Consider the following 24,962-nt stretch of genomic DNA (forward strand, 5'->3'; position numbering starts at 1 on the left):
CGAGGCGAAGACGCCACCGTACGCGCACCCCGCGAGAGGGAGGCCATGCCCGAGTTCGTGAGGGAAAGGCAGCAGGGTCCCACGGCGGTTCCGCCGACCGGTCCCGAGGCGCTCGACGGGGCCGAGGCGGCGGCCATACTGGAGCGCGCCCGGGCGTCCGTCGACCCCGGACTGCGTGCGGCCGTCGACTCGTTGCCCGTTTCGATGCGGCGGATCGCGCGCTACCACTTCGGCTGGGAGCACGTGGACGGCACCCCGGCCGCGGGCAACGCGGGCAAGGCCATCCGGCCCGCGCTGGTCCTCGCCGCCGCCGAAGCGCTCGGCGGCCCGCGGGCCCGCGCGGCCGCCGTAGGGGCGGCGGCCGCCGTGGAGCTGGTGCACAACTTCACGCTGCTGCACGACGACGTCATGGACCGGGACACCTCCCGCAGGCACCGGCCCACCGTCTGGACCGTGTTCGGCGACACCGACGCGATCCTCGCCGGGGACGCGCTCCACGCCGTGGCCCTGAGGCTGCTCGCACAGGATCCGCACCCGGCGTCCGGGGCGGCCGCAGCCCGTCTCGCGCAGTGCGTGCTCGAACTGTGCGCCGGCCAACACGCGGACACGGCGATGGAGGACCGGGTACCCGACGAGGTCACCCTCGACGAGGTGCTCGGCATGGCCGAGGCCAAGACCGGGGCGCTGCTCGGCTGCGCCTGCGCCGTGGGTGCGCTGTACGCGGGGGCGGGGGAGGCGGAGGTCACGGCGCTCGACGGGTTCGGCCGGCAGGCCGGCCTCGCCTTCCAGTTGATCGACGACGTCATCGGGATATGGGGTGATCCACAGCGCACCGGCAAGCCGGCCGGTGCGGACCTGGCGGCCCGCAAGAAGTCCCTGCCGGTCGTCGCGGCCCTCACCTCCGGCAATCCGGCCGCCGCCGAACTCGCCGAGCTGTACGCCGCACCGCATGCGCGGACGGACGCGGACGAGATCACGCGTATCGCACTGGCCGTGGAGCGGGCGGGCGGCCGGGACTGGGCACAGGCCGAGGCGGCCGACCGGATGGCCCGCGCGATGCAGGAACTCGCGCGTGCCGTGCCCGACCCCGAGTCGGCCGGCGGCCTGCTCGCGCTCGCCGAGTTCGTGACCCGGCGCAGCAGATGAAGACCCCGGAGTCCCCGGGCCCGTGCGGCTCCTGACCCCGCGCGGGCACCCGGGGACTCCGGTCCGACGGGTCCCGCACATCCCCACGGCGTGCGGGGCCCGCCGACTTGCGCACCGACCACCGACCGCCGACCGCCGACCGCCGACCGCCGAGCGCCGCACCCGGCTCCCGCCTACGCTGGGCACATGGACGGCCGGGAGCAGGTCTGTCCCGCCTGCGGGCAGGCCGTGGAGAGTGTCGTGCGGCGGCACAAGACGCTGGGCGCGTGGGTGCCGGTCTGGGGGCCCGGGGCCTGCCGCAATCCCGAATGCGCCGAGTACGCGGGCGCGCCCCGCGCGCGGGAGCGGTCCCCTTCGCGGCCCCCGCCGCTGCGGTCCCGGCGGCCGCACTCCTCACCACCGGAGTCCGGCCCACCGGAGTCCGGCCCACCGGAGTCCGCGTCGTGAGGGGCGGCGTCGTAGCGTGAGCGCATGACCGGACTGCCCAACATCCTGCACATCACCGAACGCTCCCTGTGGGAGGAGGCCCGCGCGCGCGGCACCTTCGAGATCTCCACCCGCGGCCGCACCCTCCAGGAGGAGGGCTTCATCCACTGCTCCACCGAGGACCAGCTCCCGCGGGTGGCGGCCTTCCTGTACGGCTCCTACGACGGCCCGGACGAACTGGTGGTGCTGGCCGTGGACCCGGCGCGGGTCGGCGTCCCGGTGCGGTGGGAGGCGGTGAAACCGGGCGGGGAGGAGTTCCCGCACGTGTACGGTCCGATCCCGGTCACGGCCGTGGTGGAGGTACGGCCCTGGGCGTGACGGCAGCGGGCGTGACGGCCGTGGGTGCGACGGCCCCGGATGTGACGGCCGGCAGCCCGCCGGTCTCGGGGTCCCGGCCGGTCAGGCAGTAGACGCCGCCCGCCGGGTCCCGCAGCACCGTCCAGTGCCGCCCGTCGGCCACGTGCACGGCGCCGAGTTCCTCGTGCCGGGCCCGGGTCGCCGCGATGTCGGCACAGGCCAGGTCGATGTGGGCGGCGGCGGGCTGTTCGCCGTCCAGCCGCTGGAGCAGGATCCGCAACGGCAGCCCGGCCGGCGGCCTGAGCACCCGGAACTCCGGCAGCGAGCCGGTCAGCGACTCCCAGCCGGTCAGCTCCGCCCAGAACGCGGTCTCGGTCTCGTACCGGGACGGCGGGATGTCGAGGCATACCTGGTCGAGCCGGCTCCCGGCCACCACCGGTGGCCGTACCGACTCGCCGTGCCAGGGCACCGCGCACCACAACTGCCCGGCGGGCGACCGCAGTACGGCCCACCCCTCGTGCTCGGCGACCTGTTCGGCGCCGAGGTCCAGGGCCCGGCGCACCAGACCCGGCACGTCCTGCGAGCAGAGGTCCAGGTGGGCGCCGCCGGGGCCGGTGGCCACCTGCTGGAGCTTGACGCAGGCGTCCGCGCCGGCGGCCGGCGACAGGGTGGTGAACTCGCCGTCACCGCCGCGCGGTGCGGACAGCCGGGTGTCCGTGACCGCGGTCCAGAAGGCCTGGGCGGCGGCGAGGCGTTCGGCGGGGCGGTCGACGAAGGCGTAGGTCCAGCGGATGGTCATGGACGGGATCGTAGAGGCGCTACTTCTCGCGGCGCTCCGTGAAGCGCAGCAGGTTGCCCGCCGGGTCCCGGAACGCGCAGTCCCGTACCCCCCAGTGCTGGTCCGTCGGCTCCTGGATCACGTCACCGCCGTACTCCCGCACCCGCTCGTACAGTGCGTCGCAGTCGCTGGTGGAGAAGATCACCCCGCGCAGCATGCCCTTGGCGAGCAGTTCGGCCATGGCCTGCCGGTCGGCGGGGGAGGCGTCGGGGTTGGCGCCGGGCGGCTCCAGCACGATCTCCACGCCCGGCTGCTGCGGCGAGCCGACGGTGACCCACCGCATCCCCTCGAACTCCACGTCGTTGTGGACCTCCAGGCCGAGGACGTCACGGTAGAAGGCCAGCGCCTTGTCGTGGTCGTCGACGGCGATGAAACACTGCGCGAGTTTTACGTCCATGGGGTCAGGCTAGGCGCACCCGGGTCGGGGTGCCGGGTCAGCTCATGGTCCACACGTAGGGGTCGTGGGCGGGGTCCGGGGCCGGTGGGGCGCCGGTGGCCCCGGCGTCGGGAGCCGGCCGCGGGACGTGCCGCGGGACGTGCCGCGGGACGTGCCGGGGGGCGGTCCGGTGGGCCGCGAGGACGGCCATGAGCACGGTGTCCGCGGCGGACAGCAGGGCGAGCAGGAGGTGGAAGGGCTCCACGGTCCGATGGCCGAGTCGGTCGGCTTCCTGCGCCGCCCCCGCCAGCAGGGCGCTGGTCGCACCGCTCAGCGGCAGGTGGTCGCCCGGCTCCACGGTGCCCCCGCCGAGGGCGTCGATCACCCCGGCGCGCAGGTCCTCGGCGGCCGCGCCCAGCACCCGTACGGTCTCCGGCTCGTCGGTGTCGAGCAGCGCCAGCAGGACGTGCCCCGGTTCCACGTACCAGTGCCGCAGCCGCCGCGCCCGGTCGGCCGCGGCGTCGACGACGTCCCGTGCCCGCTCACCGAACCTCTCGTACCCCACCGCCCACCTCCGCCAGCTCCGCCAGGTCGGTCCGCGCCCTGCGGGTGTGCGGATGATCCGCCCCCAGCACCCGCTCCCGTACCGAGACGACCTCCCGGAGCAGCGCCCGGGCCTCCTCGCGGGCACCGCTCAACGACAGGTTGCGGGCCAGCAGATGCCGGGTGCGCAGGGTGTGCGGATGGTCCGGGCCGAGGACCCGGCCCCGGTCGGCGAGCAGTGCCCGGAGCAGGTCCGCCGCCTCCTCGCGGTGCCCCGCCTCGCCCAGGTTGACGGCGAGGAACTGGCGGGTGCGCAGGGTGTCCTCGTGGTCCGGGCCGAGCAGGCGCAGCTGGTCGGTGAGGAGCCCGCGCAGCAGCTCGGCCGCCTCGGCCGGGCTGCCCGCGCCGCCCAGGCTGTGCGCGTGGGACTGACGGCCGCGCAGGGTGTCGGGGTGCTCGGCGCCCAGGATCCGGGTCTGTTCCTCGACCGTTCTCCGGAGCTGCCCGGCCGCCCCCGCCCAGTCCCCGGTCTTGCCCTGAGCGACGGCGCGCGCGTGCCGTCCGCGCAGTTCGGGGCCCGCGGTCGCGGCGAACGCGCGGTTCACGCCGAGGGCGAGGGTGTGCGCGGTGCCGGCGCTCCGGTTGAGCGGGGTGGGCAGGCCCTCGGCGGACATGACGGCCCGCAGCCGGCGGTAGAGGTCGTCGACCGTGAGCAGCTCGGGTCCGCCGGGGATCCCCTCGCGCAGCAGTCGTATCAACCGTCCGGAGAACGCCGTGTGTTCCTCGTCGGGCAGGGCGAGGGCGACCTGGTCGCGCTGGGCGGAGGTGAGGACGTAGGTGCCGGCCACCTCCAGCCCCTCGATCCGCCCGGCCTCGCCGCTCCCGGCGAGCGAGTCGCCGACGGCCCGGCCGGAGAAGCAGCAGTCGAGGACGACGACCTTGGCGGCGGCGGGGGAGTCGAGGACGGCGTCCCGGAGCTTGTCGTACTCCAGGGAGTTGAACTCGGGAGCCGCCCAGCGGCTGTCGGGGAGCGCCAGGTACAGGCTGTGGCGGCGGCCCGCGACCAGGCCGTGACCGGCGTAGAAGACCAGCAGCAGGTCCTCGGCCCCGGCGACGGCCGAGCGCAGCCGGTCGCCGACCGTACGCAGGTCGCCCTCGTCGAGCAGCACCGTGCAGTTGCTGTCGGGGACGAGCCCCCGCTCGGGGTCGGTGAGCAGGTCGCGAAGGTCGGTGACGGTCCTGGCGACGGCCGGCAGGCCGGGCAGGGCCGGGTCGGAGTAGCGGCTCGCGCCGATCAGGACGATCCGGGAGCGCCGGCGGTCGGGAAGCCGCATGTCATGCCCGCGGATCGCGCTGGGCGTCCAGGGCCTGCCGCAGCAGCTCCGTCAGTTCCTCGCTGTCGACGCGCCGGGCGTCGATCTCGATCGCGGGGCCGTCCTCGCGCCTGATGGTCAGCTTCACGTCGCTGCGGCGCGGCTGGGTGATCCAGGTCCGCAGGCAGGAGGCGAGCACGGTCAGCGGACCGCCCGCGCCCAGCAGTACGGACACCGTGTCCAGGGGGACGCCCAGGTGCCCCTCGGCCGGGGCGCCCCCGGTCAGCCGGACCCGGCCGGCCAGCGCCGGCTCGCCGCTGAGCCAGTCCGTCAGGGACTCGGCGTCCGGGACCGGATCGGGACTCAGGACGGAGATCAGTGCGGTTGCCACGGTTCCCCCGGGTGCTCTACGACCTTGACGGGCAACGGAGTTGACGATGACCGCCAGTGTACGGCGGGGAGCGGGCAGTGACCGGGCCTGTGGACGAACCGCGATCAGTACGGCCGGCGGCGCGGGCGGGTGAACGTACGGGCCACGCAGGACGGGATCACCGTGCTCTCCTCGTGGTCCCGCGCCCGGTACGCGCTCGGCGTGTCCCCGACCAGTTCGGTGAAGCGCGAGCTGAAGGACCCGAGGGACGTGCAGCCGACCGCCATGCACACCTCCGTCACGGTCAGGTCGCCGCGGCGCAGCAGCGCCTTGGCCCGCTCGACCCGGCGGGTCATGAGGTAGCTGTACGGCGTCTCCCCGAAGGCTTTGCGGAAGCTGCGCTGGAAGTGGCCGGGCGACATGACGGCGGTGCGGGCCAGTTCGGCCATGTCGAGCGGCTCGGCGAACTCACGGTCCATGCGGTCGCGCGCCCGGCGCAGCCGCCGCAGGTCTTCCAGGGTCATCGCACCCGCCTCGGGTCCTTCGAAGCCGTCACCGCCGTCGCCTCAGCATGGCACGCACATCATCCACACGGACCAGGTTTGTTCTTGGACGATCGTTTCCCTCCAGTTCTCGCGCAATTGGCCCGAGCTTGTTTGCATATAGAAATGGACCACATCACGTTCCTCGTAGCGGTCGTGATCGTCACGGCTCTCGCGTTCGACTTCACCAACGGGTTCCACGACACGGCGAACGCGATGGCCACGTCCATCGCTACCGGTGCGCTCAAGCCGAAGACCGCGGTTCTGATCAGCGGTGCGCTCAACCTGGCCGGAGCGTTCCTGTCCACCGAGGTCGCCAAGACGATCTCCGGCGGCATCGTGAACGACGCCAAGGTGACTCCCGCCATGGTCTTCGCGGGACTGGTGGGCGCGATCCTGTGGAACCTGCTGACCTGGCTGGTGGGGTTGCCGTCCAGTTCCTCGCACGCCCTGTTCGGCGGGCTGATCGGCGCGGTGACGGTCGGCGCCGGCACCGGGGCCGTGAACTTCGACAAGGTGGTCGAGAAGATCATCATCCCGGCCTTCGCCTCCCCCGTCGTGGCCGGTGTCGCCGCGCTGGTCGCGACGTACTGCGCCTACAAGCTCACCGCCCGCGGCCGCGCGGCCTCCGTGACCAAGGGCTTCCGGCTCGGGCAGATCGGTTCGGCCTCGCTGGTCTCGCTCGCGCACGGTACCAACGACGCCCAGAAGACCATGGGCATCATCACCCTGACCCTGATCTCCGTCGGCGCCCTGCCGGACGGTGCGGGACCGCCGGTCTGGGTGATCACCACCGCCGGTCTCGCCATCGGTCTGGGTACCTACATCGGCGGCTGGCGGATCATCCGCACCATGGGCAAGGGCCTGACCGAGATCCAGTCCCCGCAGGGCTTCGCGGCGGAGACCGCCTCCACGGCCGTCATCCTGACCTCCGCCCACATGGGCTTCGCCCTGTCGACCACCCAGGTCGCCTCCGGCTCCATCCTCGGCGCGGGTCTCGGCCGGCGGCTGGCGGAGGTCCGCTGGGGCGTCGCGGGCCGCATGGTGGCCGCCTGGGTGATCACGCTGCCCTGCGCCGCGCTGGTCGGCGGCGTCTCCGCGTTCGCGGTCAAGCACGGCGGCAACTTCGGCACGGTCGTGGTCGCACTGGTCGGCGCGGCGCTCGCGGCGGGCATCGTCATGCTGTCGCGCCGCAACCCGATCGACGCGAAGAACGTCAACGACGGACACGAGGTCGCCCTCCGCACCGCGCCGCCGTCCAAGGTCGGCACCGCCGCCTGAGTCAGGGAGTTGCCATGAGTATCGACTGGACCGCACTCGGCCAGGTCACCGCGGTGAGCATCGGAGTTACCTTCGCGGTAGTGGTTGTTTTCGCCCTCGGTGTCCTCGGCCTCGCCCGCTACGAGGGGGCCAGGGAACAGGGCGGCACCAGCACCGCGGGCGCCGCCCAGGCAGGGCTGTGCTTCCTCGCCTGCGCGGCGGTGGTGGCGTACGGCATCTACCTGATCGTGCCGCAGTTCCACTGACCCCTGTCGTCCCCGAACCGCTGAGGAGTACTGGATGACGACGCCGGACCTGCTGTCCGACCTGGCCGACCTGAAGGTCGACTACAGCGACCCGGACGACCCCGTACTCATCCGCCCGGACGGAACCCCGATCGAAACCTGGCGGGAGAACTACCCGTACGCACAGCGCATGGAACGCAAGGAGTACGAGTGGCACAAGCGGCTTCAGCAGATCGAGCTGCTGAAGCTGCAGAGCTGGATCAAGGAGACGGGGCGCCGGATCGTCATCGTCTTCGAGGGCCGGGACGCGGCCGGCAAGGGCGGCACCATCAAGCGCTTCACGGAGCACCTGAACCCCCGTGGCGCGCGCGTGGTGGCGCTGGAGAAGCCCACGGAACGCGAGAGCGGCCAGTGGTACTTCCAGCGCTACGTCGAACACCTCCCCACCGCCGGCGAGATCGTGATGTTCGACCGCTCCTGGTACAACCGGGCCGGTGTCGAGCGGGTCATGGGCTTCTGCTCCGACGACCAGTACCGGCGTTTCGTGCGCCAGGCGCCGCTGTTCGAGCGGATGCTGGTGGACGACGGGGTGGACCTGGTGAAGTTCTGGTTCTCGGTCTCGCGGGGCGAGCAGCGGACCCGCTTCACCATCCGCCAGGTCGACCCGGTACGGCAGTGGAAGCTCAGCCCGATGGACCTGGCCTCGCTGGACCGCTGGGACGACTACACGGCCGCCAAGGTCGCCATGTTCCGTGAGACGGACACGGAGTACGCGCCCTGGACCGTGGTAAAGAGCAACGACAAGAAGCGGGCCCGGGTCGAGGCCATGCGCAGCGTGCTGGCCCGCTTCGACTACGCCGACAAGGACGAGGAGGTCGTCGGCAGCCCCGACCCCCGGATAGTGGGCGCGGCGGCGGGCCTCCTGGAGGCGGGCGAGGACGACCAGGACGGCGTGCACTAGCACCGGGAGCGCGGCGGGCCGGCCGGAACCCGGCCGGCCCTTTCGCAGGGCGGAACGCGGTGGACACGCCCCGGTGCGACCACCGAGGATCGGCCGCATGATCCGTGCCGCCACCGAGGACGACGTCGCCGCGATCCGCGCGATGATCCGGGAACTCGCCGACTACGAACGGGCCGCCGAACAGGCCCGCGCCACCGAGGAGCAGCTCCGCGAGGCGCTGTTCGGCCCCCACCCCGCGGCCCACGCGCTGATCGCCGAGGACGACACCACCGGTGCGGTGGTGGGCTACGCGCTGTGGTTCCCGCGCTTCTCCACCTGGACCGGCACCCGCGGCATGCACCTGGAGGACCTGTACGTACGACCGCACGCGCGCGGCGGCGGCCACGGCAGGGCCCTGCTCGCCGCTCTCGCGGCACTCTGCCTGCGCAGCGGTTTCGAGCGCTTCGAGTGGTGGGTGCTGGACTGGAACGAACCGGCGATCGGCTTCTACAAGTCGCTCGGCGCGGACTTCCTGGACGAGTGGCGCATCTGCCGCCTGACCGGCGAGGGGCTCAGCACGCTGGCGTCCGCCGCGGACACCGCGTAGCGGGCGCCACGCGGCCGGGGGGAACAGGACCGCACCCGGCCCCCGGAACGCCGTGGACGGCGGCCCGACGGGCCGGGTGCGGCAGGGCCAGACCTTCGCAACCGAAAAGGCGCGGGGGTCAGGCCTTCTTGGTCTCCCAGAAGATCTTGTCGATCTGGGCGATGTAGTCCAGGGCCTTCTGGCCGGTGGCCGGGTCCGTGGAGGCCTTGGCCGCGGAGAGGGCCTTCAGGGTGTCGTTCACGAGCTGGTGCAGCTCGGGGTACTTCTCGAAGTGCGGGGGCTTGAAGTAGTCGCTCCACAGCACCGAGACGTGGTGCTTGGCGAGCTCGGCACGCTGTTCCTTGATGAAGGTGGCGCGGGCCTGGAAGTGCGGGTCGTCGTTGGCGGCCATCTTCTCCTGCACGGCCTTCACCGACTCCGCCTCGATGCGGGCCTGGGCCGGGTCGTACACGCCGCAGGGCAGGTCGCAGTGCGCGCTGACCTTGACCTTGGGGGCAAACAGGCGGGAAAGCATGGAGCATTCCTTCCTCGTGATCGTCTTCTCAGGTGGGACATTACTCCCTGGGCAGCGTGATTTCGCGAGTGCCCCCATGGGCTTAGGACAAAAGTCCGGGGTCAGACTGAGACTGGTGGAGGAACGGACCGGGGAGGTGCCGGGGATGCCGGAGCTGTCGCAGGAGACCGAGCGGGGGAGGGGTGCCGCGCCGTTCGGGCTGGCCGAGGTGACCGGCCCGTCGATGGTCCCCACGCTGTACCAGGGGGATCAGCTCCTGGTGCGCTACGGGGCCCGGGTGCGGGCCGGTGACGTCGTCGTCCTGCGGCACCCGTTCCAGCAGGACCTGCTGGTCGTCAAGCGCGCCGTGGAACTGCGCGAGGGCGGCTGGTGGGTGCTCGGGGACAACGCGTACGCGGGCGGGGACAGCACGGACTACGGAACCGTGCCCGAGGAGCTGATCCTCGGCCGGGTCCTGTTCCGCTGGCGGCCGCTGCGGCCCGGTCAGCGCTCGCCGCTGGCGGTGGTGCGCTGGGCGCTCTCGGCCGCGAGGCCGGTGCTGTCGTCGGACCGCTCGGGCCGTTCCGCCTCCTGGCGTTTGCGGGCCCGGTAGGCGGCCACGTTGGCGCGGGTCGCGCAGCGGTCCGAGCAGTAGCGCCGGGAGCGGTTGGTGGACGTGTCGAGGTAGGCGTTGCGGCACGGCGCCGCCTCGCACAGGCCGAGGCGGTCGACGCCGTACTCGGTGAGGTGGAAGGCCAGGCCCATCGCCGCGATCGCCGCGTAGCCGGCGGTGGCGTTGGAGGGGTGGTCGGCCAGGTGCATGTGCCACAGCGGGCGGCCGTCCTCGTCCCGGTGGTCGTGCCCGGAGATCTGCGGGCTGACCGGGAACTCCAGCAGCAGTGAGTTGAGCAGGTCGACCGCGAGGGTCTCCTCGCCCTTGTCGGCCGCCTCGAAGACCGCGCGCAGCCGGGCCCGCACCGAGCGGAAGCGCGTGAGGTCGGCGTCGGTGGCGCGCCGGGCGGCCTGCTGCTGGTTGCCGCCGAAGAGGTTACGGACGGCCTCGACCGACGTCAGGGCGTCCTTGCCCCGGCCCGGCTCCTCACTGTTGACGAGCCGGACGGCGTAATCCGAGTAATAGGCCAGTTCCACTTGTAGTCCTTACGGAGGCGCTCTATGGTCGGTGGTGCGGTCGGGTAATGGCCGGTCGTGCTTCCAGGGTATTACGGGACGTGGACGGTGGAGGGTTGCCATGAGCGACATCCGCGACAGCAACGACGTCACGACGGCCGAGGCCGGAACCGGGACCGACTGGGCAGCCTGGCAGGACAGCTGGGACCGGCAGCAGGAGTGGTACATGCCGGACCGCGAGGAACGGTTCCGGACCATGCTCGACATGGTCGAGGCGCTCGTCGGCACCGCACCGCGCGTCCTCGACCTGGCCTGCGGCACCGGCAGCATCACCGCCCGGCTGCTGGCCCGCCTCCCGGGCGCGGTGAGCACCGGGGTCGACCTCGACCCGGCCCTGCTGGCCATCGCCGAGGGCACCTTCGCGGGCGACGACCGCGTCACGTTCGTCACCGCCGACCTCAAGGACCCGCACTGGGTCACCCGGCTGCCGTACGACTCGTACGACGCCGTGCTGACCGCCACGGCCCTGCACTGGCTGCACAGTGAACCCCTCGCGGCCCTCTACGGTCAGGTCGCGGGACTCGTCCGCGACGGCGGTGTCTTCATGAACGCGGACCACATGATCGACCAGAGCACGCCCCGGATCAACGCGGCGGAACGGGCGCAGCGGCACCTGCGCATGGAACAGGCCAGGGCGGCGGGGGCGCTGGACTGGGCCGAGTGGTGGCAACTGGCGGCGCAGGACCCGGTGCTGGCCGGGCCGACCGCGCGGCGGTTCGAGATCTACGGCGAGCACGCCGACGGCGACACGCCCTCGGCGCAGTGGCACGCGCGCGTGCTGCGCGAGAAGGGGTTCGGGGAGGCCAGGCCGGTGTGGTGCTCCCCCTCGGACACGCTGCTGCTGGCCCTCAAGTAGCGGCGACGGCGAGCCGAAGGGGCGGTACGGGGATCCCGTACCGCCCCTTCGGCGTCGTACCGCTACAGCACCTTCGACAGGAACGACTTCGTCCGGTCGTGCTGGGGGTTGGTCAGGACGTCGCGCGGGTGGCCCGACTCGACCACCACGCCGTCGTCCATGAAGACCAGGCTGTCGCCCACCTCGCGGGCGAAGCCCATCTCGTGGGTGACGACGATCATCGTCATGCCGTCCTCGGCCAGGTCCCGCATCACGTCCAGGACCTCGCCGACCAGCTCCGGGTCGAGCGCCGAGGTCGGCTCGTCGAACAGCATCAGCTTCGGCTGCATGGCGAGCGCGCGGGCGATCGCGACCCGCTGCTGCTGGCCGCCGGAGAGCTGCGCCGGGTAGTGCCCGGTGCGGTCGCCGAGGCCGACCCGGTCGAGCAGGCGCTGCGCGCGTTCCCGCGCCACGGCCTTGGACTCGCCCTTGACCTGGACCGGCGCCTCCATGACGTTCTCCAGGGCCGTCATGTGCGGGAAGAGGTTGAAGCGCTGGAAGACCATGCCGATCTCCCGCCGCTGCGCCGCGACCTCCTTCTCTTTGAGCTCGTAGAGCTTGTCGCCGTGCTGGCGGTAGCCCACCAGGTGACCGTCGACGTACAGCCGGCCGGCGCTGATCTTCTCAAGATGGTTGATGCACCTGAGGAAGGTGCTCTTGCCGGAACCGGACGGGCCGATCAGGCAGAACACCTCACGCGGCAGCACCTCCAGGTCGATGCCCTTGAGGATGTGCGCGAGCCCGAACGACTTGTGCACCCCCTCCGCCTTGACCATCGGGGCGCCGCTGCTCGGCGGGGTGATGTCCTTGGCGAGACCGCTCATCGGGCCACCTCCGGGCGACGCAGCGAGGTCCACTGGGACAGGTTCTTCCGCAGGCGCTGCAACGGGGTCGGCGGGAGACTGCGCGAGGAGCCGCGGGCGTAACGGCGCTCGATGTAGTACTGCACGATGCTGAAGACCGTGGTCAGCATCAGGTACCAGATGGACGCCACGAAGTACATCTCGACCACCGCCAGCGAGGTGCTGGAGATGTCCGTGGCCCGTTTGATCAGCTCGTTGAACTGGACCACGTACGCCAGCGACGAGGTCTTCAGCATGTTGATGAACTCGTTGCCGGTGGGCGGCACGATCACCCGCATGGCCTGCGGCAGGATCACCCGGCGCAGCGTCTGCCCGCGGGTCATGCCCAGGGCGTGCGAGGCCTCCGTCTGGCCCTCGTCGACGGACTGGATGCCGGCCCGGACGATCTCCGACATGTACGCGGCCTCGTTCAGGCCGAGGCCCAGCAGTGCCGCCAGGAACGGCGTCATCACCTGGTTCATCTCGTCCTTGTAGAACCCCAGGTTCAGGATGGGGAACACGAGTGCGATGTTGTACCAGAGCAGCAGCTGGACCAGGACCGGCGTGCCCCGGAAGAACCAGACGTAGAACCAGGCCACCGTGCTGGTGACCGGGTTCGACGACATCCGCATGATCGCCAGGATCACGCCCAGGACCAGGCCGAGCACCATGGCGAGCACCGAGATGTACAGGGTGTGCCAGGCGCCCGACAGGATCGTCCCGTCGGTGAGGTAGTCCGGGACGATGCCGTAGTTGATGTTCGCGTTGGAGAACGCGACGCCGATCAGCACCAGGACGGCGATGACCACCGCGGCGGCCACCCAGCGGCCGTAGTGGCGTACCGGGATCGCCTTGATCTGCTCCGGCGGCACCGAGGGCGCCGGAGTCTTGTCGACCGTGTCAGTCACAGTGACAGCCCTTCATAGACCTTGTCGGCCCTCAGTCGTGCCCGAGGCCGTTCAGGAGCCGCCGTTGACCTTGCCCTCGGTGACCGCGCCCTGGGTGACGTTCCACTTGGCGAGGATCTTCTGGTAGTCGCCGTTCTTGATGATGGCGTTCACTGCGGCCTGCAGCGCGTCACGCAGCTGGGTGTTCTCCTTGCTGACCGCGATGCCGTACGGGCCGGCCTCGATCTGGTCGCCGACGACCTCGAAGTCCTTGCCGCCGCCGGAGGTCTTGGCGTTGTAGGCGGCGACCGGGAAGTCGTTCAGGTCGGCGACGGAGGCGCCCTGCTTCAGGCGGAGCAGCGCCTCGGGGTCGGTGTCGAAGGTCTGCAGGTCGATGGCCTTCTTGCCGTCCTTCGTACACTTCGTGCTCTGCGCCTTGGCGATGCCCTCGGACGTGGTGCCCTTCTGCAGGGCCACGACCTTGCCGCACAGGTCGTCGAGGGACTTGATGCCCTTCGGGTTGCCCTTCTGGACCAGGATCGATGTACCGGCGGTGAAGTAGTCGACGAAGTCGACGCCGTTGCCGACCTTCTTGCCGTTGTCGGAGTCGATGCCGTTCTGGCGGTCCTTGGTGTCGTTCATCGCGGACATGATCACGTTGAAGCGCTTGGCCTGGAGACCCACGATGAGCTGGTCGAACTTGCCGTTCTGGAACTGGAACTGCACGCCCAGCTGCTTGCCGAGCGCGTCCGCGATGTCGGGGTCGACACCGACGGCCTTGCCGTTCTCCATGTACTCGACCGGCGGGTAGGCGATGTCGGAGCCCACCTTGATCACACCGGCCTTGCGGATGTCCGCGGGCAGCTTGCCGGCCAGCGGGGCCGAGGAGCCCGCCGAGGAGGACGAGCCGTTGTCGCTGCTCTTGTCCGTGTGGTCGCCGCAGCCGGTGAGCAGCAGGGTGCCTGCGACCGCGATCGCACCGAACGCTGCGGTCCTGGAGCGCGCGACGGTGGTACGACGGGTGGAGCGTGCGGTCATGGTGGGTTCCTCCGGCGGTGAATTGAACAAGCCGATATACCGATGTGTCTGATATGTCGATAAGCCGATGGGTCGACGGAAACACACACCTTCGGGTGTCGCGACCTCGTGGGTTTACGGCATCCTGCCATTGGGATTGCTCCATGCAGGTGTGCGACGATGTCAAAATCGGATAACGGGTGAACCCCGAACCGCGTCAGGCTGCACCTCTGCGGCCCCTCGCCCTCGCGCATCTGCGGGATTTCGACGCTCCGACCGGAAGATCTTCGGTTCATCTCCGGTTCATCTCATGCTCTGGTCGGGCGCCGTCTCGCGGCCATCCGGCCGCTCATCTGTCGACTGTCTACGACATCCGTGATGTGACCTTGCACCTATTCGACTCGTCGCGGGTGCCGCCCGTCCGGTAAGAAGGGTCATTACACCCCTCATCCGGGGCTCAGGGCGCGTGTGCGGCGCGCCCGTCGCGCAGGAGCTCGTACGTGCCACCTCGCACGTATCAGTGATCGGGCCCTGCGCGGTGCCCGCCCACCCCCTCACCGGGAGTGGCCGACCCTCAAACCATGCATACCTAAGGGGTAAGACAAGTGGCAGCGGAGATCGTCAATCCTCGCAGCGACAGCACGACGGACCAGGACGGCGGGGCCGAGCCCCTCGATTCCTTCGATCCGGCGTTCGCGCTGCACCGCGGCGGCAAGATGGCTGTGCAGGCCACCGTGCCGCTCCGTGACAAGGACGACCTTTCCCTCGCGTACACGCCCGGAGTCGCGCGCGTGTGCACCGCGATCGCGGAACAGCCCGAGCTGGTCAACGACTACACCTGGAAGTCGTCCGTCGTCGCCGTCGTCACCGACGGCACGGCCGTGCTCGGCCTCGGGGACATCGGTCCCGAGGCCTCCCTCCCCGTGATGGAGGGCAAGGCGATCCTCTTCAAGCAGTTCGGCGGCGTGGACGCGGTCCCGATCGCCCTCGACTGCACGGGCGTCGACGAGATCGTGGAGACCGTCGTCCGGCTGGCCCCCTCCTTCGGCGGGGTCAACCTGGAGGACATCTCGGCACCGCGGTGCTTCGAGATCGAGCGCAGGCTCCAGGAGCAGCTGGACATCCCCATCTTCCACGACGACCAGCACGGCACGGCCGTGGTCACGCTGGCGGCGCTGCGGAACGCGGCCCGGCTCAGCCGGCGGGAGATCGGGCAGCTGCGGGCGGTGATCTCGGGCGCCGGCGCGGCCGGGGTCGCCATCGCCAAGATGCTGGTCGAGGCCGGTATCGGCGACGTCGCCCTCGCCGACCGCAAGGGCATCATCTCGGCCGACCGCGACGACCTCACCGACGTCAAGCGCCAGGTCGCCGGGTTCACCAACAAGGCCGGGCTCAAGGGCACCCTGGAGGACGCGCTGGCCGGCGCGGACGTCTTCATCGGCGTCTCCGGGGGTACGGTCCCCGAGGAGGCCGTCGCCTCCATGGCGGAGGGCTCCTTCGTCTTCGCCATGGCCAACCCGAACCCCGAGGTCCACCCCGACGTCGCCCACAAGTACGCGGCGGTCGTGGCCACCGGACGGTCGGACTTCCCGAACCAGATCAACAACGTGCTGGCGTTCCCCGGGATCTTCGCCGGTGCCCTCCAGGTGCGGGCCTCCCGGATCACCGAGGGGATGAAGATCGCGGCGGCGGAGGCGCTGGCCGCGGTGGTCGGCGACGATCTGGCCGCCGACTACGTCATCCCGTCCCCCTTCGACGAGCGCGTCGCACCCGCGGTGACCGCGGCGGTGGCGGCTGCCGCGCGGGCCGAAGGGGTTGCGCGCCGCTGACCTTGCGCCGAATGGCTCCGTTCCTCTTCGGGCGGGGCCATTTTCCTTTCCCGGCGCCCAGCCGTTCGGGTGGCGGCGGAGGTGGCCGTCGTGCCGGGGGCTGCCGCCCCCGGCGCCCGCGATGAGGGGGGACGGCCGTCGTCTGATGCCGCGGTCGGTGGGGGCTTCTCGCGCCCACGCGGCGGAGCCGCATGTCGGATACAGCCCCGCGCCCCTACGGGGCGCTGTGTTCAGGGCGCTGTGTTCGGGGTGCTGCGTGCCGGGCGCTCTGCGCAAGAGGGGATGTGTCACAGCGGCCTCCGGTTTCGCGCCCGGCGCCGGGAACCTATCGTCGGCCCTATGTTCGCCGTCTACGCCGCCCGAATCGACCGCGACCAGCCGCTCTCCGGCCTCGAGTTGGGGGACCGTCCCGCCCCGACCGGCCGGCCCGGCTGGAGTACCGTCGATGTGCGGGCCGCCTCCCTCAACCACCACGACCTCTGGTCCCTGCGCGGCGTCGGTCTCCCGGAGGACCGGCTGCCGATGATCCTCGGCTGCGACGCCGCCGGCGTCGACCAGGACGGCAACGAGGTCGTCCTGCACTCCGTGATCGGGCAGAGCGGTCACGGGGTCGGCCCGAACGAGCCCCGCTCCATCCTCACCGAGCGCTACCAGGGCACCTTCGCCGAACAGGTCGCCGTGCCCACCTGGAACATCCTGCCCAAGCCCAGGGAGCTGTCCTTCGCGGAGGCCGCGTGCCTGCCCACCGCCTGGCTGACGGCGTACCGGATGCTCTTCACCAACGCCGGCGTACGGCCCGGCGACTCCGTGCTGGTGCAGGGCGCCGGCGGCGGTGTCGCCACGGCCGCCATCGTCCTCGGCAGGGCCGCCGGACTGCGGGTCTTCGCCACCAGCCGCGACGAGGCCAAGCGGAAGCGGGCCCTGGAGCTCGGTGCCGTCGAGGCGGTGGAGCCGGGCGCCCGGCTGCCGCAGCGGGTGGACGCCGTCATCGAGACCGTCGGCGCCGCCACCTGGTCCCACTCGGTGAAGTCGCTGCGCCCCGGTGGCACCCTCGTCATCTCCGGCGCCACCAGCGGCGACCGCCCCTCGCACGCCGAGCTGACCCGGATCTTCTTCCTGGAACTGAAGGTCGTCGGCTCGACCATGGGGACCAAGGACGAACTGGAGGACCTGCTCGCCTTCTGCGCCACCACCGGTGTGCGCCCCGTCATCGACGAACTGCTGCCGCTCGACCGTGCCCGCGAGGGCTTCGAACGGCTGGCCTCCGGCGACGTGTTCGGGAAGATCGTCCTCACGAACCAGTGAACAGCGGCCGCACCGGCTCGTCCGTCAGCGCTTCGGGGCGCGCAGCAGCGCCCCGATGCGTGCCGCCGCCGTCGACAGCTGGCCGCGGGCGTCGCGGAGCTGTTCGGGGGTGACGCCGTGGTCGCGGGCCGCGTCCCGGATGTCGTCGCGGAAGCGGTCCAGGAGCCGGTCGAGATCACGGGCCGGGTCGCCGGTGTCGGTCTCGTCGCCGTGCGCCCACGCCGGGACGTACTCCGCGGGGAAGTCCTCCGGGGTGTCCGAGTACTCCGGCGACTGAGACGGCGACGGTGCCTGGGCCGGCTTGCGCAGGTCCGGTCCCGTCCCCGGTTCCTGCTCGGGGCGGCCGAAACCGAAGTCCTTGCCGAACCCCTTGCCGTAGTCCTTCCCGAACTCCCCGAACTCCTTGGCCAGTTCGCTCAGGCCCTCGCGGACCCCCGTCGGCCAGTCACCGCGCGCGAAGTGGTCCTGGACGTGCTCCTGCACTCTGCGGGCGATGCGCTGCATCTCCTCCTGGGCCTGGGCGCGGGCGTGTGCCTGGGCCTCCTGGGCCTGCCGGCGGGCCCGCTGGGCCTCGTCACGGGCCCGGCGGCTCTCGTCCTTCGCGCGGCGGGCCTGCTCCTTCCACTCCTGCTTGACGCGGCGCATCTCCTCCTTGGCGGCCCGCCACGACTCCTTGTCCCCCAGGTCGCTGTACTCACCGGCGCCCGTGCCGCCGCTGCCGTGCCGGGCCTCGGAGGCGGCCGCGCGCACCTCGCGGCGCAGGTCACCGGCCGCGCCGCGCACATCGGCCCTTATCTCGGCGGCCAACTCGGCCACCGACTCGCGGATCTCCAGCTCCAGGTCGGCCAACTCGCCGCTCCGGTCCGCCAGTTCCGCCCGACCGGCGTCCGTGATGGCGTAGACCTTGCGGCCGCCCTCGGTGGTGTGGGTGACCAGGCCCTCCGCCTCCAGCTTGGCGAGGCGGGGGTACACGGTGCCGGCGGACGGGGCGTACAGGCCCTGGAAGCGCTCCTCCAGCAGCCGGATCACCTCGTAGCCGTGGCGCGGAGCCTCGTCCAGCAGCTTGAGCAGGTAGAGGCGCAGGCGGCCGTGGGCGAAGACGGGAGCCATGTCAGAGCACCTTCTTGTCGGTCGTACCGTCAGTCGTGCCGTCGCCGGGTGCGGCGGGCGGGGCGGAGGGGGCGGCCGGGGTCGGGGCGCCCGGGGTCGGTTCCTTGGGGGGCGTGGCCTCCCATGCCGCCTTCTCGTCCTCGTCCTCCTTGGGCGGGCGGCGCAGCAGGGCGATGGAGCCGGAGACCGTGGTGGCGCGGAGCTTGCCGTTGCCCGCGCCGAGGCGGCCGGTGATCTTGTGGGCGCCCCACTGGCCGTGCACCCGCAGTCCGTCGAAGGCGTTGGAGATCGTGCCGCTCGCGGTGTTGGCCTCCACCTCGGCGTCGGCCGGGTGCGGGAGCCGGATGGCGATCTCGCCGGAGACGCTGGTCAGTCTGACGTCGGTGGGGCCGTCCGGATCCAGGTCGATGATCATGGAGCCGCTCACCGAGTCGGCGCGTACGGCGGAGCCGGACCCCTCCACCACGGTCAGGTCTCCGGAGACGGAGTTGAACCGCAGGTCGCCGGTGACCGCCTGGGCCTCCAGGTTTCCGGAGACGGTGTCCGCGCGGACCTCGCCGGCGAGGCCGACCAACGTGGTGTCGCCGGTGACGCCCTTCACCACCGAGGTGCCGTTGATCCCCGAGACGACCGCGGCGGCGCCGACCACGCCCACCTCCACGCGGGTGTCCGCCGGGACGGTCAGCGAGACGACCGCGCTGCGCCGCCAGCCCTTGCGGTCGAGCCACTTGAGGAATCCCTTCCAGGGCAGGTCCTCGTAGGCCACGGTGAGCGTGCCGTCCTGGTGCGTGACGATCAGGGGTGGTCCCTCGATCTCGGAGATCTCCAGTCGGGCGGAACCCTCGTCCGTCCCCACGACGTTGACTGTTCCGTTGACGATACGGACGTGCAGATCGCTCACGGGGGTGTCGAAGGTGAGCTTCCTGGGTTCAGCGACGGACCACTCGGACATGGTGCGGACCTCCCTCGGCCGGGCATGCGGCTGGACGTGGACGCGTGTGCCGACTGACGGCTCGCGCCATATCGCGTCTTCCGTAAACACGATATATCGTGGCCGCGCGAAGTCAAGGCGCTCTTTCGTGTGAGGGGTCGGTCGCGAAGTTGACTCCGTCGAGATCGAGATCGAGATACGGAGATGCGTGCGTGAGGGCGTAGGCGGCACAACGGGCGATGTGCGGACGAAGTGCTTAGCGTGAGGGCATGCCGATGGACCGGTCCGTGGTGGCGTGGGGGGAGGTGTGTGTGGGGCTGCCGACCGTGATCTGGGGTGCGCGGCGGCGCAGTGTGCCGTGGATCGCGGCGGGGGTGGTGCTGGTGGTGCACGGGGTGCTGGAGCTGTCGTACGAGACGTTGCTGCCCCGGGACTGACCGATCCCGGGGCGCCGCCTCACCCTCGTCCTGCTCCTCGGTCCTACTCCTCGTCCTCGTCGTCCAAGCGGGCCAGCCAGGTCGCCAGGCGTTCCACCGGGACCTCGAAGTCGGGATTGAGGTCGACGAACGTGCGGAGTTGTTCCGCGAGCCACTCGAAGGTGACCTCTTCCTCGCCGCGCCGCTTCTCCAGTTCCTCGATGCCTCGGTCGGTGAAGTACATGGGTCGCTCTCCTGCATGCCTGTGTGGATGCCCGGTGATGGGCGCCTACCAGCCTAGGCGGAGGGCGAAGGCGTGCCGCCGGCGAAGGGTAGGGCTCCCCTTCCGGGGGAAGGACTCTTTCCCCGTGGGATGGGAACGGCGGTGTCTTCCCGTGCGGAGAGGGCGGGAAACCACGAACGGTACGGCGTAGGGAGCGCACGGGGCTCGGGGAGACGGGGGAGCGGGGGAGCGGTATGGAGCAGGACGTCACGCGGATCGCGCGGGTGCGGTTGCCGGACGGCACACCCGTGTGGGCGCGGATCTCGGGGGCCGCGGAACTGGAGGTGCCGTCGGGGGAGCTGTCGTTCACGGACACCGGGCTGACCGAACGGGTGGAGGCGCGTGTCGAGAGCCTCGGCGCGCTGGTCAACGGGGTGGCGCGGTCGCTCGCCGAGCCGCTGCGCGCCGTGCGGCCCGACGAGGTGAGCGTCGAGTTCGGGATCGAGCTGACCGCGAAGGCCGGGAAGGTGGTGGGGCTGCTCGCGGACGGGGAGGCGAAGGCCGCCATCACCGTGACCCTCACCTGGAAGGGAGACGGCCCACCTGATCCGGGAGGTCGGCCTGGTGGTGGTTCGGCTGGTCCGGGGGGTCGGCCTGGTGGTGGTTCGGCTGGTCCCGAAGCCCGGCTCGATGGTGGTTCGCCTGGCCCGGGGGGTCGGCCTGGTGGTGGTTCGGCTGGTCCGGGGGGTCGGCCTGATGATGGCTTGGCGGGTCCCGAAGCCCGGCTCGATGGTGGTTCGCCTGGCCCGGAAGGTCGGCCTGGTGGTGGTTCGGTGGGGCCGGAGGGGCGGCTTGGCGGTGGTGATCCGGTGGGCGCGGACGTGCGGGACGGTGATGGACCGGCGGGGCCTGGTGTCGGGGCCGGTGACTGTGTCCTCGGCCTCGCACGGCCCCGCGCGGGCGCGTCCCGTGGCGTCTTGGTGCACGGGGGCGTCCAGGCGGCCGGCGCGGGGGGCGCGGCATGACGGACGGGTACGACGGGGGCGCATCCGGCGGCTGGTATCCGGCCCACCATGCGCTGCGTGAACTCGTCACGGCGGCCACCGTGCGCATCCACCGCACAGGCGTCGGGTATGCCCCGGAGGAGTCGGGGGCGTTCCTCGGCAGCGGCTTCTTCGTCGCACCCAACTGGGTGCTGACCTGCGCTCATGTGATCCACGGCGGAGAGGGGGGCGAGGCCACCGTGATCTATCAGACCGGCCCCTACGACGAGCCGCGCGCCGTACCCGGCAAGGTCGCGGCAACCCTCCCGGAGCAGGTCGAGGGCCCCGTGCAGGGCAGCTGGCCCGCCCCCGACCTGGCCCTGGTCCGGTTGCGCGAGCCGGTGGACCACGCGTGCGTGTACGTCTCCGAGCGGCCGATGCCGCACTACACCGAGGGCCGGGTCTTCTACGCGGGCTGGGCCCCCTTCCAGGGCCGCCCGCAGCCCCTGGACGGCTTCCTGACCGTGCACGGCACCATCGGCGGCTGGTCGGCGGGCGCCCAGATGCGCCTGGGCGCGAACGAGCTGCCGCTCGGCGTCTCCGGCGGTCCCGTGATCGACCCGGTGCGGGGCGAGGTCGTCGGCGTACTGAAGTCGCGCTCGGACCACGGGCCGGGCGGCACGTCGATCGGCATCGAACGGCTGCGCACCCTCTCGCCGGCGGCGCCGAACGCCCGGCCGCAGGACCTGTACCGGCACGGCCTGCGGCACCACGACCCCTACCAGCACGACCTCTACCAGGCCGTCTACCATGCCCACGACCGCCACCACCGCGACCGGCAGCAGCCCAGCGACTCGGGACGCCCCACCTGGACCGACCTCCAGGCCGAACTCGGCGCCCGTCCGGGCCGCACGCTGAGCCCGCACGAGCGGGTCGAACTGCTCGGCCGGCTCGCCGATCTGCCGCCGCCGGACAGCACCCGGGGACTGCTCGACATCCTCCACTCGCTGCCCGGCTTCCGGCTGCCGACCTTCTCGCCCGCACCGCGTGGCTGGCGCGACGGCCTCGGCGCGCTGTACGAGAACGTGCGCCACGACGGCGCGCTCCGGCTGGTCACCGAGTACGCGATGCGCGTGATGACCGCCGAGCGTCCCGTCACGCCCTTCGTGCTCGCCGCCGAACAGGCCCTGTGGGAGTGGATCAGGCAGGCCGCGACCCGCCTGGACAGCGACTACCGCAGCGAACTCGCCCGCAGGCGCGCCCAGCACCTCGGCGACCGGCCGCGCGTACGCTCGGGCCGCGACCGCGCCGACCACCGGACCGGGGAGACGGCGGCCGAGGCGGCCCTGGCGCACCGGACCGGCGACCTGGTGACGCACCGGACCGGGAGCGTGCTGAGCGACGAAGCCCCGCCGTACCGGTCGGGGGAAGCGCCGGGCGACGAGGTGGCGGCGCACCGGGCCGGGGGCCTGCCGGCCGCGGAGGCGCGGGCGCATCCCCGTGACATCGGGCTCGACCAGTCCGTCCTGCTCGAAGTGGAGCACCTCGCCTGGAACCGCGACCGTTGCGACTGGTCGGTCGCGGTGCTGCGGCCGGACGGCGAGGTGACCCGGCTGGACGACGGGCAGGGCGCCCCGCTGGCCGACCTCGCCGCGCGGGTCGCCGGGCCGCTCGCCGAGGCCTTCCGGCGCTGCGACGAGCCCGGCCGGCCCGTCCCGCTGCACGCGGCCCTGCCGCACCTGCTGCTCGACCTGCCGGTGGACGAGTGGCGGCTGCGGCCGGGCGCGGAGCCGCTCGGCGCCGAGCGGCCGGTGGTGGTCCGCTGCAAGGACCGCGACCAACTGCCCGCCGAGGACGGCTGGTACGAGGGCGGACTCCAGGATGGCGGACTCCAGGATGCCGAACTCCAAGATGGCGAACTGCAAGATGGCGGACTCCAGGGCGGTGCACCGCACGGCGGCGAGGCCGGGTTCCGCGGCGTCGACGAGGCTGCCGACCGCCGGGCCCGCTGGCACCCCGCGCACCCGGGAGGCGAGCGGTCGGTGACCCGGGCCAGGGCCGAGATACTCGACTGCGACGACGCGGTGCGCAGGCCGGTGTCGGAGGTCGCGGTGCTGCGCGCCCTCGCGCCCGGAACCGTCCCGGTGCTGTGCCGCCAGGGCGACCTGCGCTATCCGGACGACGCCACCGCCCTCGGGCGGATCGTCCGGGCCGGGTACGGGGTGGTGCTGTGGCGGCGCTGGAGCCGCCGTACCGACTCCGTGTGCGGGGAGTTCCACCGGGGCGCCAGGATGACCGTCGACGACGCGGACGGCGCCTGGGCGCTGCCCGACCTGGTGCACGGCCTGCGCAAACAGGTGCGCGAGGGGCTCACGGAGGCGTTCTGGGCCAAGGACATCGCTCTCCTGTACGACGATCCGCACCGCCCCCTGCCCGGTACGGGGGACCTGCTGGAGGCGCCGTGAACTCGCGCGCCCGGTGTGAGGCCCTTACGGGCTGTGCTGATGGTCGATAACGTGAAGCACGTTCGACGGCTGCCGTGGGTACGGGACGGACGAGTGACGACGAGGACCGGACATGACCGAATCCAGTGAGTGGCTCATCTACCGAGGCGCCGGGGAACCCCACGACGGCATGAACAGGCTGCCCCCGCCGCCCCCTTGGCGGGACTTCTCCGGCCGGGACGCGGCGGACGGCGGCGAGGGCTCGCGGGACCGCAGGCTCGGTGCGCACCGGCATCTGGCCGAGCTGCACCGGCCCGGCGCCGAGGAACTGGAGATGATCAACGCGGCGCTCTACCTGCGCCGTCCGTTGCTCGTCACCGGCAGCCCGGGGGCGGGCAAGAGCACGCTCGCGCACTCCGTCGCGTACGAACTGGGCCTGGGCGACGTGCTGCGCTGGTCCATCGTCAGCCGCTCCGCGCTGAGCGACGGCCTCTACCACTACGACGCCATCGCCCGGCTCCAGGACGTCCAGATCGCCGCGCAGGGCGGCTACGGCGCGGCGGGCGGCACCCCGGGTGCCGTCGAGGCGATCGGGAGCTACATCCGCCTCGGTCCGCTGGGCACGGCCCTGCTCCCCTCCGACACGCCTCGCGTGCTGCTGATCGACGAACTCGACAAGAGCGACATCGACCTGCCCAACGACCTCCTGAACGTCCTGGAGGAAGGGGAGTTCGAGATCCCCGAGCTGCAGCGGATCGCCGACCGGCTGCCGGACGGCGAGGCGGAGGTGCTCACCGCCGACGGCACCAAGGTGCGGGTCCGGGACGGCCGGGTGCGCTGCCGGGCCTTCCCGTTCGTGGTCCTGACCAGCAACGGCGAACGGGACTTCCCGGCGCCGCTGATGCGCCGCTGCATCCACCTCCAGCTGGACCGCCCCGACCACAGCCGGCTCGCCACGTTCGTCCGCGCCCACCTCGGCGACGAGGCGGCACGCGCGGGCGACGACCTGATCAACCGGTTCCTCGAGCGCTCCCGCAGTGAGCTGCTCGCCACCGACCAGTTGCTGAACGCGATCTATCTCACCGACGCGGCCGCCCCGCCCAGCCGCGACCGCCTCGCCGACCTGCTCATCCAGCGGCTCGACCGCCCGAGGTGAGCCGCTGATGCCGGACGCAGCACCGCGAAACGGCCCCGTCCCACCCGACCCGGACCACACCCCGCCCGCCCCACTCCACGACTCACCTGCCCCGGACCACGCCCCGCCCACCCCGGACCGTGTCGGGTCCGCCCCTGGCCATGACTCGCCCGCCCCGGACCGTGTCGGGTCCGCCCCTGGCCATGACTCGCCCGCCCCGGACCGTGTCGGGTCCGCCCCTGGCCATGACTCGCCCGCCCCGGACCGTGTCGGGTCCGCCCCTGGCCATGACTCGCCCGCC

28 protein-coding genes and 1 pseudogene are annotated in these 24,962 nt (G+C 71.9%); 15 read left to right on the forward strand and 14 right to left on the reverse strand.

The features are described from left to right. The first annotated feature begins 45 nt into the window (after positions 1-45). The 3 genes from AB0958_RS01890 (at position 46) to AB0958_RS01900 (ending at position 1,950) form a co-directional block, all read left to right on the forward strand. Complete coding sequence (locus tag AB0958_RS01890; protein ID WP_366888310.1) at positions 46-1,146, forward strand: family 2 encapsulin nanocompartment cargo protein polyprenyl transferase; 1,101 nt, start codon at positions 46-48, stop codon at positions 1,144-1,146. Positions 1,147-1,332: 186 nt separating this feature from the next. Further along, on the forward strand, positions 1,333-1,593 hold the full coding sequence (locus tag AB0958_RS01895; RefSeq protein ID WP_366888311.1) for a hypothetical protein: 261 nt from the start codon (positions 1,333-1,335) through the stop codon (positions 1,591-1,593). 24 nt (positions 1,594-1,617) lie between these two features. Continuing rightward, positions 1,618-1,950 carry a DUF952 domain-containing protein gene (locus tag AB0958_RS01900; protein WP_361334682.1) on the forward strand — a complete coding sequence of 111 codons (333 nt, stop codon included), beginning with the start codon at positions 1,618-1,620 and terminating at the stop codon, positions 1,948-1,950. Here AB0958_RS01900 and AB0958_RS01905 read toward each other — a convergent pair. The 6 genes from AB0958_RS01905 to AB0958_RS01930 form a co-directional block, all read right to left on the reverse strand. Continuing rightward, positions 1,916-2,728, reverse strand: coding sequence for a VOC family protein (locus tag AB0958_RS01905; RefSeq protein WP_366888312.1), 813 nt, complete (start codon positions 2,726-2,728; stop codon positions 1,916-1,918). The genes AB0958_RS01900 and AB0958_RS01905 overlap by 35 nt on opposite strands. A 19-nt stretch (positions 2,729-2,747) precedes the next feature. Next, on the reverse strand, positions 2,748-3,164 hold the full coding sequence (locus tag AB0958_RS01910; RefSeq protein WP_366888313.1) for a VOC family protein: 417 nt from the start codon (positions 3,162-3,164) through the stop codon (positions 2,748-2,750). 37 nt (positions 3,165-3,201) lie between these two features. Then, complete coding sequence (locus AB0958_RS01915; RefSeq protein WP_366888314.1) at positions 3,202-3,708, reverse strand: Clp protease N-terminal domain-containing protein; 507 nt, start codon at positions 3,706-3,708, stop codon at positions 3,202-3,204. Then, positions 3,686-5,020 (reverse strand): tetratricopeptide repeat protein, encoded by a 1,335-nt coding sequence (locus tag AB0958_RS01920; RefSeq protein WP_366888315.1) that lies wholly within the window; start codon positions 5,018-5,020, stop codon positions 3,686-3,688. The genes AB0958_RS01915 and AB0958_RS01920 overlap by 23 nt, the downstream gene beginning before the upstream one ends. A gap of 1 nt (position 5,021) precedes the next feature. Then, positions 5,022-5,390, reverse strand: a complete 369-nt coding sequence (locus AB0958_RS01925) for a hypothetical protein (RefSeq protein WP_366888316.1) — start codon at positions 5,388-5,390, stop codon at positions 5,022-5,024. 104 nt (positions 5,391-5,494) lie between these two features. Next, a complete protein-coding gene (locus AB0958_RS01930; protein ID WP_366888317.1) occupies positions 5,495-5,893 on the reverse strand; it encodes a helix-turn-helix transcriptional regulator in 399 nt (132 codons plus the stop codon). A gap of 144 nt (positions 5,894-6,037) precedes the next feature. Between AB0958_RS01930 and AB0958_RS01935 the strand changes: the two genes are divergently transcribed. The 4 genes from AB0958_RS01935 (at position 6,038) to AB0958_RS01950 (ending at position 8,963) form a co-directional block, all read left to right on the forward strand. After that, a complete protein-coding gene (locus AB0958_RS01935; RefSeq protein WP_366888318.1) occupies positions 6,038-7,192 on the forward strand; it encodes an inorganic phosphate transporter in 1,155 nt (384 codons plus the stop codon). A 14-nt stretch (positions 7,193-7,206) separates the two neighbouring features. Beyond that, positions 7,207-7,437, forward strand: coding sequence for a hypothetical protein (locus AB0958_RS01940; protein ID WP_132888805.1), 231 nt, complete (start codon positions 7,207-7,209; stop codon positions 7,435-7,437). Positions 7,438-7,471: 34 nt separating this feature from the next. Next, the gene (gene ppk2, locus AB0958_RS01945) at positions 7,472-8,377 is read left to right on the forward strand and encodes a polyphosphate kinase 2 (protein WP_366888319.1); all 906 of its coding nucleotides are present in this window, start codon (positions 7,472-7,474) and stop codon (positions 8,375-8,377) included. A 97-nt stretch (positions 8,378-8,474) separates the two neighbouring features. Then, entirely contained in the window at positions 8,475-8,963 is a 489-nt protein-coding gene (locus tag AB0958_RS01950) for a GNAT family N-acetyltransferase (protein ID WP_366888320.1), read from the forward strand. Positions 8,964-9,081: 118 nt separating this feature from the next. Here AB0958_RS01950 and sodN read toward each other — a convergent pair whose 3' ends face one another. Then, the gene (gene sodN, locus AB0958_RS01955; protein ID WP_132888808.1) at positions 9,082-9,477 is read right to left on the reverse strand and encodes a superoxide dismutase, Ni; all 396 of its coding nucleotides are present in this window, start codon (positions 9,475-9,477) and stop codon (positions 9,082-9,084) included. A 145-nt stretch (positions 9,478-9,622) separates the two neighbouring features. On the opposite strand from sodN, the gene sodX reads away from it, so the two are divergent. Then, complete coding sequence (gene sodX / locus AB0958_RS01960) at positions 9,623-10,069, forward strand: nickel-type superoxide dismutase maturation protease (RefSeq protein WP_132888980.1); 447 nt, start codon at positions 9,623-9,625, stop codon at positions 10,067-10,069. Here sodX and AB0958_RS01965 read toward each other — a convergent pair. Next, a complete protein-coding gene (locus tag AB0958_RS01965) occupies positions 9,961-10,605 on the reverse strand; it encodes a CGNR zinc finger domain-containing protein (protein WP_366888321.1) in 645 nt (214 codons plus the stop codon). The genes sodX and AB0958_RS01965 overlap by 109 nt on opposite strands. 100 nt (positions 10,606-10,705) lie before the next feature. Between AB0958_RS01965 and AB0958_RS01970 the strand changes: the two genes are divergently transcribed. Further along, complete coding sequence (locus tag AB0958_RS01970) at positions 10,706-11,500, forward strand: class I SAM-dependent methyltransferase (protein ID WP_366888322.1); 795 nt, start codon at positions 10,706-10,708, stop codon at positions 11,498-11,500. A 62-nt stretch (positions 11,501-11,562) separates the two neighbouring features. On the opposite strand, the gene AB0958_RS01975 is transcribed toward AB0958_RS01970, so the two are convergent. The 3 genes from AB0958_RS01975 to AB0958_RS01985 are packed head-to-tail and all read right to left on the reverse strand — an operon-like array spanning position 11,563 to position 14,306. Then, the gene (locus AB0958_RS01975; protein ID WP_366888323.1) at positions 11,563-12,363 is read right to left on the reverse strand and encodes an amino acid ABC transporter ATP-binding protein; all 801 of its coding nucleotides are present in this window, start codon (positions 12,361-12,363) and stop codon (positions 11,563-11,565) included. After that, positions 12,360-13,289 carry an amino acid ABC transporter permease gene (locus AB0958_RS01980; RefSeq protein WP_366888324.1) on the reverse strand — a complete coding sequence of 310 codons (930 nt, stop codon included), beginning with the start codon at positions 13,287-13,289 and terminating at the stop codon, positions 12,360-12,362. The genes AB0958_RS01975 and AB0958_RS01980 overlap by 4 nt, the downstream gene beginning before the upstream one ends. A 51-nt stretch (positions 13,290-13,340) precedes the next feature. Then, a complete protein-coding gene (locus AB0958_RS01985) occupies positions 13,341-14,306 on the reverse strand; it encodes an ABC transporter substrate-binding protein (RefSeq protein WP_366888325.1) in 966 nt (321 codons plus the stop codon). A 584-nt stretch (positions 14,307-14,890) separates the two neighbouring features. Here AB0958_RS01985 and AB0958_RS01990 point away from each other — a divergent pair. Together AB0958_RS01990 and AB0958_RS01995 are read left to right on the forward strand one after the other, a co-directional pair. Further along, positions 14,891-16,114, forward strand: a complete 1,224-nt coding sequence (locus AB0958_RS01990) for an NADP-dependent malic enzyme (RefSeq protein ID WP_366888327.1) — start codon at positions 14,891-14,893, stop codon at positions 16,112-16,114. Positions 16,115-16,453: 339 nt separating this feature from the next. Then, positions 16,454-17,419 (forward strand): zinc-binding dehydrogenase, encoded by a 966-nt coding sequence (locus AB0958_RS01995; protein ID WP_366888328.1) that lies wholly within the window; start codon positions 16,454-16,456, stop codon positions 17,417-17,419. Between the two features lie 24 nt (positions 17,420-17,443). On the opposite strand, the gene AB0958_RS02000 is transcribed toward AB0958_RS01995, so the two are convergent. Together AB0958_RS02000 and AB0958_RS02005 are read right to left on the reverse strand one after the other, a co-directional pair. After that, positions 17,444-18,529, reverse strand: a complete 1,086-nt coding sequence (locus AB0958_RS02000; RefSeq protein WP_366888329.1) for a PadR family transcriptional regulator — start codon at positions 18,527-18,529, stop codon at positions 17,444-17,446. 1 nt (position 18,530) lies between these two features. Beyond that, positions 18,531-19,481 carry a DUF4097 family beta strand repeat-containing protein gene (locus tag AB0958_RS02005; protein WP_366888330.1) on the reverse strand — a complete coding sequence of 317 codons (951 nt, stop codon included), beginning with the start codon at positions 19,479-19,481 and terminating at the stop codon, positions 18,531-18,533. A gap of 248 nt (positions 19,482-19,729) precedes the next feature. Between AB0958_RS02005 and AB0958_RS02010 the strand changes: the two genes are divergently transcribed. After that, positions 19,730-19,897 carry a hypothetical protein gene (locus tag AB0958_RS02010; protein ID WP_366888331.1) on the forward strand — a complete coding sequence of 56 codons (168 nt, stop codon included), beginning with the start codon at positions 19,730-19,732 and terminating at the stop codon, positions 19,895-19,897. A gap of 43 nt (positions 19,898-19,940) precedes the next feature. Here AB0958_RS02010 and AB0958_RS02015 read toward each other — a convergent pair whose 3' ends face one another. After that, entirely contained in the window at positions 19,941-20,120 is a 180-nt protein-coding gene (locus AB0958_RS02015) for a DUF6104 family protein (protein ID WP_023586593.1), read from the reverse strand. 233 nt (positions 20,121-20,353) lie between these two features. Between AB0958_RS02015 and AB0958_RS02020 the strand changes: the two are divergent. From AB0958_RS02020 to AB0958_RS02030, 3 genes and pseudogenes are all read left to right on the forward strand, one after another. Beyond that, positions 20,354-20,704: pseudogene (locus AB0958_RS02020) on the forward strand (CU044_2847 family protein); the annotation flags it as partial. 416 nt (positions 20,705-21,120) lie between these two features. Beyond that, the gene (locus AB0958_RS02025) at positions 21,121-23,547 is read left to right on the forward strand and encodes a trypsin-like peptidase domain-containing protein (RefSeq protein WP_366888332.1); all 2,427 of its coding nucleotides are present in this window, start codon (positions 21,121-21,123) and stop codon (positions 23,545-23,547) included. A gap of 112 nt (positions 23,548-23,659) precedes the next feature. Further along, entirely contained in the window at positions 23,660-24,682 is a 1,023-nt protein-coding gene (locus tag AB0958_RS02030; RefSeq protein ID WP_366888333.1) for a MoxR family ATPase, read from the forward strand. Positions 24,683-24,962: the final 280 nt, after the last annotated feature.

It is taken from the genome of Streptomyces sp. NPDC006655 (assembly GCF_040703965.1).
GTDB lineage: Bacteria > Actinomycetota > Actinomycetes > Streptomycetales > Streptomycetaceae > Streptomyces.

Excerpts from the sequence above, each read along its gene's own strand:
- AB0958_RS02025 (WP_366888332.1), top strand. The coding sequence starts at position 21,121 with ATGACGGACGGGTACGACGGGGGCGCATCCGGCGGCTGGTATCCGGCC.
- AB0958_RS01995 (WP_366888328.1), top strand. The coding sequence starts at position 16,454 with ATGTTCGCCGTCTACGCCGCCCGAATCGACCGCGACCAGCCGCTCTCC.
- AB0958_RS02005 (WP_366888330.1), bottom strand. The coding sequence starts at position 19,481 with ATGTCCGAGTGGTCCGTCGCTGAACCCAGGAAGCTCACCTTCGACACC.
- AB0958_RS01970 (WP_366888322.1), top strand. The coding sequence starts at position 10,706 with ATGAGCGACATCCGCGACAGCAACGACGTCACGACGGCCGAGGCCGGA.
- AB0958_RS01890 (WP_366888310.1), top strand. The coding sequence starts at position 46 with ATGCCCGAGTTCGTGAGGGAAAGGCAGCAGGGTCCCACGGCGGTTCCG.
- AB0958_RS02015 (WP_023586593.1), bottom strand. The coding sequence starts at position 20,120 with ATGTACTTCACCGACCGAGGCATCGAGGAACTGGAGAAGCGGCGCGGC.
- AB0958_RS01975 (WP_366888323.1), bottom strand. The coding sequence starts at position 12,363 with ATGAGCGGTCTCGCCAAGGACATCACCCCGCCGAGCAGCGGCGCCCCG.
- AB0958_RS01895 (WP_366888311.1), top strand. The coding sequence starts at position 1,333 with ATGGACGGCCGGGAGCAGGTCTGTCCCGCCTGCGGGCAGGCCGTGGAG.
- AB0958_RS01985 (WP_366888325.1), bottom strand. The coding sequence starts at position 14,306 with ATGACCGCACGCTCCACCCGTCGTACCACCGTCGCGCGCTCCAGGACC.
- ppk2 (WP_366888319.1), top strand. The coding sequence starts at position 7,472 with ATGACGACGCCGGACCTGCTGTCCGACCTGGCCGACCTGAAGGTCGAC.
- AB0958_RS01950 (WP_366888320.1), top strand. The coding sequence starts at position 8,475 with ATGATCCGTGCCGCCACCGAGGACGACGTCGCCGCGATCCGCGCGATG.
- AB0958_RS02030 (WP_366888333.1), top strand. The coding sequence starts at position 23,660 with ATGACCGAATCCAGTGAGTGGCTCATCTACCGAGGCGCCGGGGAACCC.
- AB0958_RS01900 (WP_361334682.1), top strand. The coding sequence starts at position 1,618 with ATGACCGGACTGCCCAACATCCTGCACATCACCGAACGCTCCCTGTGG.
- AB0958_RS01940 (WP_132888805.1), top strand. The coding sequence starts at position 7,207 with ATGAGTATCGACTGGACCGCACTCGGCCAGGTCACCGCGGTGAGCATC.
- sodN (WP_132888808.1), bottom strand. The coding sequence starts at position 9,477 with ATGCTTTCCCGCCTGTTTGCCCCCAAGGTCAAGGTCAGCGCGCACTGC.
- AB0958_RS01935 (WP_366888318.1), top strand. The coding sequence starts at position 6,038 with ATGGACCACATCACGTTCCTCGTAGCGGTCGTGATCGTCACGGCTCTC.
- sodX (WP_132888980.1), top strand. The coding sequence starts at position 9,623 with ATGCCGGAGCTGTCGCAGGAGACCGAGCGGGGGAGGGGTGCCGCGCCG.
- AB0958_RS01920 (WP_366888315.1), bottom strand. The coding sequence starts at position 5,020 with ATGCGGCTTCCCGACCGCCGGCGCTCCCGGATCGTCCTGATCGGCGCG.
- AB0958_RS01930 (WP_366888317.1), bottom strand. The coding sequence starts at position 5,893 with ATGACCCTGGAAGACCTGCGGCGGCTGCGCCGGGCGCGCGACCGCATG.
- AB0958_RS01905 (WP_366888312.1), bottom strand. The coding sequence starts at position 2,728 with ATGACCATCCGCTGGACCTACGCCTTCGTCGACCGCCCCGCCGAACGC.
- AB0958_RS01910 (WP_366888313.1), bottom strand. The coding sequence starts at position 3,164 with ATGGACGTAAAACTCGCGCAGTGTTTCATCGCCGTCGACGACCACGAC.
- AB0958_RS02000 (WP_366888329.1), bottom strand. The coding sequence starts at position 18,529 with ATGGCTCCCGTCTTCGCCCACGGCCGCCTGCGCCTCTACCTGCTCAAG.
- AB0958_RS02010 (WP_366888331.1), top strand. The coding sequence starts at position 19,730 with ATGCCGATGGACCGGTCCGTGGTGGCGTGGGGGGAGGTGTGTGTGGGG.